The following is a 7,105-nucleotide window of genomic DNA, read 5'->3' on the forward strand; positions in this document are numbered from 1 at the left end:
GTCAAGCCATAGATAAGTCATAAATAGCGTATGAATAGTGTATGAACAAGCGCGAAGTTAAAAATGACAGATACGTTAAATAAACTACCAAGAATTATATTAATATATCCTTAAACCTATTGTCTAACCGATATAATTAAGCCCCTCCTAAGCTTTTAAAAGCACTCGTAAATGTTTATATTTGCACTCCTTAAAATTTCAAAAACCACTATTTCCAAAAAACATTTCAATGACAAAAACTTCCAAAATTATATATACCAAAACCGATGAAGCGCCGGCTTTGGCCACACATTCTTTTTTACCTATTGTTGAAGCATTCACTTTACCGGCAAACATAAAGCTTGAGAGTCGTGATATTTCACTCGCTGCTCGTATCCTGGCAGTTTTTCCAGAGTTTCTAAAAGAAGAACAGCGCGTAAATGATGATTTGGCAGAATTGGGAGAACTTGCAAAAACCCCAGAGGCAAACATCATAAAACTTCCCAATATTAGCGCCTCCCTTCCGCAGTTAAATGAAGCCATTGAAGAACTTCAAAAGAAAGGTTTCAATATTCCCGATTACCCGGAAACCGCCACTACTTCCGAAGAAAAAGAAATAAAAGCGAAATACGATAAAGTAAAAGGAAGTGCTGTAAATCCTGTTCTCCGCGAAGGAAACAGCGACCGTCGCGCCCCAAAAGCCGTAAAAAATTACGCTAAAAAACATCCGCACAGTATGGGCGCTTGGAGCAATGATAGTAAGAGCCATGTTGCAACAATGCAGCACGGCGATTTCTTTCACAATGAAAAATCTTTGACGATGCCCGCAGATGGTACTTTGAGTATTGTTTTGGTTGGTAATGATGGCAATAAAACCGTCTTAAAGGACAACATAAAAATATTAAAAGGTGAAATCATCGACGCTACGGTGATGAGCAAAAAAGCGTTGGTTTCCTTTTTGGAAGAACAGGTAAAGGATGCAAAAGAAAAGAAAGTATTGTTTTCAGTGCATTTGAAAGCTACGATGATGAAAGTGAGCGACCCCATTATTTTTGGGTATGCTGTAAAGGTTTATTTTGAGGATTTATTCAAAAAATATGCTGATACATTTGAAAAACTAGGAGTTGATGCCAATAATGGCTTAGGCGATTTGGAAAACAAACTTTCCGAATTGAACGAAGATGAAAGAGGTGCCATTCTTCAGGACATTAAAAAAATAATGACCGAAAACCCAGATTTGGCAATGGTAAACAGCGATAAAGGCATCACAAACCTTCACGTTCCCAGCGATGTAATCATCGATGCTTCTATGCCAGCGATGATTCGAAATTCTGGACAAATGTGGGGCCCCGATGGAAAAAGCCACGATACAAAAGCCGTAATCCCAGACAGTAGCTATGCAGGCGTTTATGCAACCACAATTGAATTCTGCAAAAAAAACGGAGCCTTTGACCCTGCAACTATGGGTACCGTTCCAAACGTAGGCCTAATGGCACAAAAAGCTGAAGAGTACGGAAGCCACGATAAAACTTTTGAAATTTCTGCAGAGGGAAAAGTTCAGGTTTTGAATGCTTCGGGAAAAGTAATCATTGAGCACAATGTTGCAAAAGGAGATATTTGGAGAATGTGCCAGGTAAAGGATTTACCAATACAGGATTGGGTGAAACTTGCTGTAGAACGTGCCCGTGCCACTGGAAATCCAGCTGTATTTTGGTTAGATGAAAACCGTGCCCACGATGCCGAACTTATTAAAAAAGTGAACAAATATCTTCCAGACCACAATACTGAAGGACTTGAAATTAAAATTCTTTCCCCTGAAAAAGCTACTGAATATACCTTGGAACGCGTAAAAGCTGGAAAAGACACTATTTCGGTTACGGGAAATGTGCTTCGCGATTATTTAACTGACCTCTTCCCTATTTTAGAATTGGGCACAAGTGCAAAAATGCTTTCAATTGTTCCATTGATGAATGGCGGTGGTCTTTTTGAAACTGGAGCTGGCGGGTCTGCCCCAAAACACGTTGATCAACTTTTAGAAGAAAATCATCTTCGTTGGGATTCTTTAGGTGAATTTTTAGCCTTGGCAGTTTCTTTGGAACACTTGGGCACAAAATACGATAATCCAAAAGCAATTGTTTTGGCAGATGCCCTTGATGAAGCCACAGAAAAATATTTGGACAATAGCAAATCGCCTTCACGAAAAGTAAACGAAATTGACAATCGCGGCAGCCATTTCTATCTAGCAATGTATTGGGCCGAAGCACTCGCAAATCAAGAAAAGGATCAAGATTTGAAAAGAATCTTTTCGCCAATTTCCAAACAGTTAAAAGATAATGAAGAAAAAATAAATGAGGAGCTTATAGCAGTACAAGGCCAATCAGTGAACATTGGGGGTTACTATAAACCCACAGAAAAACTGGTTTTTGAGGTTATGCGGCCAAGCAAAACCCTAAATAACATACTTTCAGAAATAAAGTAAAGAACATACCGTTTAATAAACCTTCAGCTTTGCTGGAGGTTTTTTTTACCCCAACAAATCTATGCAGCTGAAAAAATTATTTACTTTTTTGCTTTTCTTGGGAACTGCGCTAGCTTTTTCCCAAGAAAAATTTACAATAAGCGGTACTATTTCCGAGGCAGAAACTGGAGAAACGCTCATTGGCGTAAATGTAATTATACCATCTCTTCAAACGGGAACGGTCACAAATCAATATGGTTATTACTCGATCACTCTTCCGAAAGGAGAATATGAAATAATGTACAGCAGCATTGGCTTTGCGCCTCAAAAAGTACAGATTTCCCTTTCCGGAAATGTAAAAAAAGATTTGGCTCTTACCACAGATACCGAAAGTCTGGATGAAGTAATAATTGAAGCAAACAACGAAAGATTAAACGTACGTAGCTCACAAATGAGTGCCAATACACTTTCCACAACCACTATTAAAAAAATTCCCGTGGTTTTGGGCGAAGTGGATGTTATAAAAGCAATAACGTTACTTCCGGGAGTTACAAGTGCCGGCGAAGGAGCCAGTGGTTTCAATGTTCGTGGCGGTGCAGCAGATCAAAATTTAATTTTGTTGGATGAGGCCACACTTTACAACTCTTCACATTTATTCGGTTTCTTTTCAGTTTTCAATCCAGATGCCATAAAAGATCTAACGCTTTATAAAGGTGGAATTCCCGCACGTTACGGTGGAAGGATTTCTTCGGTTTTAGACATTTACCAAAAAGACGGAAACAAACGCGAACATCATGCCAGCGGCGGGATTGGGCTGGTAGCGAGCCGTTTGCTTTTGGAAGGGCCGATTAAAAAGGATGTCGCCTCATTTTTGGTGGGTGGCCGTAGTAGTTATGCCCACCTCTTTTTACCACTTTTTGATAATGACAACGTGGCTTATTTTTATGATTTGAACGCCAAACTTAGTTACAATCTCAATGATAATAACCGCTTATTTTTATCTGGTTACTTCGGAAGGGATGTTTTTGAAATATCGGACAGTTTCGCGAATAGCTTCGGAAATACAACCTTAAACCTGCGCTGGAATCATCTTTTTTCAAATAAGTTGTTTTCAAACTTATCTTTGATTTATTCAGATTACTATTATGGCTTAGAGCTGAAGTTTGTTGAATTTGATTTTGACAGCGGCATCCGGAATTTTAATTTGAAATATGATTTCACACATTATATTTCAAACAATATTGATTTGCGCTATGGAATCAACAGCATTTATTACAAATTCAATCCTGGCGATGTAACACCAACAACGGAAGATTCTGGAATCAATCCTTTTAAACTTACCGATAAATACGCTTGGGAAAACGCCGCGTATGTTGATGCAGAAATAGATCTCTCAAATAGAATTTCGATACAAACAGGACTTCGATTGTCTACTTTTAACCGTTTGGGACAGGACGAACTATTTCTTTATGAAAATGATAATCCTATAATTTATAATGAAAGCTTGGATATTTATCAGAAAGCAACCCCCATCGATACCGTTTCATTCAGCAGAAGCGAGACCATAAAATCGTTCGCCAATCTGGAGCCGCGTTTTGCCATTTCCTATTTGCTGAATGACGACTCCTCCATCAAAGCCAGTTACAACCGAATGGCGCAGTACATTCACTTAATCAGCAATACCACTTCCCCCACACCTTTTGACATTTATGCGCCCAGCGGAAAGTATATTGATCCACAGTTGGCAGATCAGGTAGCATTGGGGTATTTCAGAAATTTCAATAACTATTCTCTAGAGGTAGAAACTTTTTATAAAGAAGTTAAAAACCGTTTGGATTATGTAGATGATGCAGATTTAATCGCCAATGATGCGGTAGAACAAATTCTTTTAAACGGTGAGGCAAGAGCTTACGGACTGGAAATGCTTTTCAAGAAAAACACAGGAAAATTTCAAGGTTGGGTGGCTTATACCCTCTCAAAAAGCGAACAGAGAACCCCCGGTAGAACGCCCAATGAAAGTGGAATAAATAATGGTGAATGGTATAAATCGCCTTGGGACAAAACACACGATATTTCTATAACCGGACAATACGAATTTACAACTAAATGGTCCTTTGGCGCCAATTTCATCTTCCAAACAGGAATACCAACTACCTACCCGGAAGGACAATATGAATACAACGGTGTAGTTGTTCCCGTTTACGAAGCACGAAATAGCAGCCGTCTTTCAGCGTTCCACCGTATGGACTTTTCTGCCACCTGGACCCCAAAACCCGAAAGTACAAAGCGCTGGAAAGGCGAATGGGTTTTCAGCATTTACAATGTGTATAATCGTAAAAACGCTGCTTCGGTCTCCTTTCGTGAAAACACTGACACAGGCCAAAATGAAGCTGTAAGACTCTCCATTTTTGGGATAATCCCTTCGGTAACCTACAATTTTAAATTTTAAGCTATGAAGAAGTTATTTTTATTGGTGATTTTCTTTGGGATTTTTTCTTCGTGTGAAGATGTAATAGACGTTGAACTTAATGACGCACTTCCAAGGTTGATTGTAGAAGCAAATTTGAATGTTTGGGAAAATGGAGCTTCGCAAGCAAGTGTGCGGTTAACGACCAGTGCTCCTTTTTTTAATAATGGGGTACCATTTATTACAGATGCAATAGTAACCGTTACCGATGAAAACGGAACTGTTTATCCTTTTACATATTCAAACAATGGTTTTTATACGGCCAATCTTGTGCCCCAGTTAAATATTGAATATACGCTTTCTATAATTTACAAAGATGAAACCTACTCTGCCACAGAAACGCTTTACACAGTTTCTCCTTTAGAATTTGTAGAACAGCGGGATGACGGCGGTTTTACGGGGGAAGATATTGAACTGAAAGCATTTTTTACTGATCCCGTAGGGGAAAGAAATTTCTATTTCTTTGAGGGGATTTCAGAAAGAGGTGATGTACTTGACGTATATAATGATGAGTTTTTCGATGGAAACACAATTTTTGGTTACTATTTGGTGGAAGATTTGGCTCCCGGCGACGAGGTGCAATTCAATATATACGGGGTAAGTGAAGCATATTATAATTTTATGTTTATACTTTTACAACAAACCAGTGACCAAGGCGGTGGACCGTTCGAAACTCAACCTGCAACTGTCCGCGGTAACATTGTGAACCAGACAAATCCTGATAATTATCCGTTGGGTTATTTCAGGGTTTCTGAAGTTTCAACTCTTAATTATACAGTCCAGTAAATCACAATTCAAAAATCGTACATCGTCAATCATAAATCGTAAATTTGTTTATGTCTTTTATTAAAACAACGGAGTCCGATTCGAAATACAATCATTTGGAAAAAATGAGCGTTTCCGAATTACTTCAAAACATCAACAAAGAAGATAAAACCGTTGCATTTTCTGTTGAAAAATCACTTCCGCAGATTGAAAAACTTACCGAAAAAGTAGTTGAAAAATTAAAAGCCGGCGGAAGGCTGTTTTACATAGGCGCAGGCACCAGCGGCCGCTTGGGAATTGTTGATGCCAGTGAATGCCCGCCAACTTTCGGTGTACCGCACGATTTGGTTATCGGTTTGATAGCCGGCGGCGATACGGCAATCAGAAAAGCCGTTGAATTTGCAGAAGATTCCGAAAACCAGGGTTGGGAAGATCTTCAAAAGGAAAATATTTCAGAAAAAGATATTGTGATTGGCATTGCGGCTTCCGGTACTACGCCCTATGTAATTGGCGCGTTGAAGAAATGCAATGAGAAAAACATTCCAACGGGCTGTATTACTTGTAATGAAGGCAGTCCATTGGCAAATACCGCAGTATTTCCAGTGTTTGTAACCGTTGGACCCGAGTTTGTTACCGGAAGCTCCCGAATGAAGGCGGGGACCGCACAAAAATTAGTCCTCAATATGATTTCTACTACTGCGATGGTTCAATTGGGAAGGGTAAAAGGAAATAAAATGGTAGATATGCAATTGAGCAACAACAAGCTCGTGGACCGTGGGGTACGGATGATTATGGAAGAATTGAATGTTTCAGAAAAAGAAGCACAAGTACTTTTGAAAAAATATAAAAACGTTCGCAACGTAATAAACAATTTCCGAAATGGGTAAAGAACACACCGATTTTGATTTACTGAAAAAGGGCTTAAAGTTTATGGCCTTTGCATTACCATTGCTCTTTTTGAGCCCATATCTATTAACTCTTTCATTTTTGAATAATGAAACGTTTATGTTTTATGTGTTTCTTTTCTTTGGAATTATAGCCGGTGCAGGTGCTATTTATCTTTGCTTTAAAGGGATAAATACTATTTTGAAGTCCATCTTTTAATTTTCCCGAATACCTCATTTTAAGAGTTTAGTCTATCTCCCTTTACCCCATAAAAAAAGTCCCTCATTTTTCAATGAAGGACTTTAAAGGAAGGCGGCGACCTACTCTCCCACTGGATAGCAGTACCATCGGCGCAAACGGGCTTAACTTCTCTGTTCGGAATGGTAAGAGGTGAGCCCCGTCGCTATAACCACCTTAGTTTTAAGTGTTCAGTGTTCAGTTGCAGTTGGCAGTAAAAAATACTGTTGCTTGCAGTTTTGCACCTTGCACTGTCCGCCATTGGCGGACAAATATCTTGACATATCGAAACAAACAATAGAAGAAAAGTGAAC

General features: G+C 39.1%; 5 protein-coding genes and 1 rRNA gene. 5 read left to right on the plus strand and 1 reads right to left on the minus strand.

The window, feature by feature from the left end:
• Positions 1-229 precede the first annotated feature (229 nt).
• The 5 genes from LS48_RS14195 (at position 230) to LS48_RS14215 (ending at position 6,773) form a co-directional block, all read left to right on the plus strand.
• The gene (locus LS48_RS14195; RefSeq protein WP_062623162.1) at positions 230-2,458 is read left to right on the plus strand and encodes an NADP-dependent isocitrate dehydrogenase; all 2,229 of its coding nucleotides are present in this window, start codon (positions 230-232) and stop codon (positions 2,456-2,458) included.
• A gap of 61 nt (positions 2,459-2,519) precedes the next feature.
• On the plus strand, positions 2,520-4,886 hold the full coding sequence (locus LS48_RS14200; protein ID WP_062623154.1) for a TonB-dependent receptor: 2,367 nt from the start codon (positions 2,520-2,522) through the stop codon (positions 4,884-4,886).
• Positions 4,887-4,889: 3 nt separating this feature from the next.
• Positions 4,890-5,690, plus strand: coding sequence for a DUF4249 domain-containing protein (locus LS48_RS14205; protein ID WP_062623155.1), 801 nt, complete (start codon positions 4,890-4,892; stop codon positions 5,688-5,690).
• A gap of 50 nt (positions 5,691-5,740) precedes the next feature.
• Positions 5,741-6,556 (plus strand): N-acetylmuramic acid 6-phosphate etherase, encoded by an 816-nt coding sequence (murQ, locus tag LS48_RS14210; protein WP_062623156.1) that lies wholly within the window; start codon positions 5,741-5,743, stop codon positions 6,554-6,556.
• Entirely contained in the window at positions 6,549-6,773 is a 225-nt protein-coding gene (locus tag LS48_RS14215) for a DUF6095 family protein (RefSeq protein ID WP_062623157.1), read from the plus strand. The genes murQ and LS48_RS14215 overlap by 8 nt, the downstream gene beginning before the upstream one ends.
• Positions 6,774-6,861: 88 nt before the next feature.
• Here the strand turns inward: LS48_RS14215 and rrf are convergent.
• A 5S ribosomal RNA gene (rrf, locus tag LS48_RS14220) occupies positions 6,862-6,971 on the minus strand.
• Positions 6,972-7,105: the final 134 nt, after the last annotated feature.

It is taken from the genome of Aequorivita aquimaris, assembly GCF_001573155.1.
Lineage (GTDB): Bacteria > Bacteroidota > Bacteroidia > Flavobacteriales > Flavobacteriaceae > Aequorivita > Aequorivita aquimaris.

What these genes read in the sequence shown, in the direction of transcription:
- LS48_RS14215 (WP_062623157.1), top strand. Translation starts at nt 6,549, where the DNA reads ATGGGTAAAGAACACACCGATTTTGATTTACTGAAAAAGGGCTTAAAG.
- LS48_RS14195 (WP_062623162.1), top strand. Translation starts at nt 230, where the DNA reads ATGACAAAAACTTCCAAAATTATATATACCAAAACCGATGAAGCGCCG.
- LS48_RS14205 (WP_062623155.1), top strand. Translation starts at nt 4,890, where the DNA reads ATGAAGAAGTTATTTTTATTGGTGATTTTCTTTGGGATTTTTTCTTCG.
- LS48_RS14200 (WP_062623154.1), top strand. Translation starts at nt 2,520, where the DNA reads ATGCAGCTGAAAAAATTATTTACTTTTTTGCTTTTCTTGGGAACTGCG.
- murQ (WP_062623156.1), top strand. Translation starts at nt 5,741, where the DNA reads ATGTCTTTTATTAAAACAACGGAGTCCGATTCGAAATACAATCATTTG.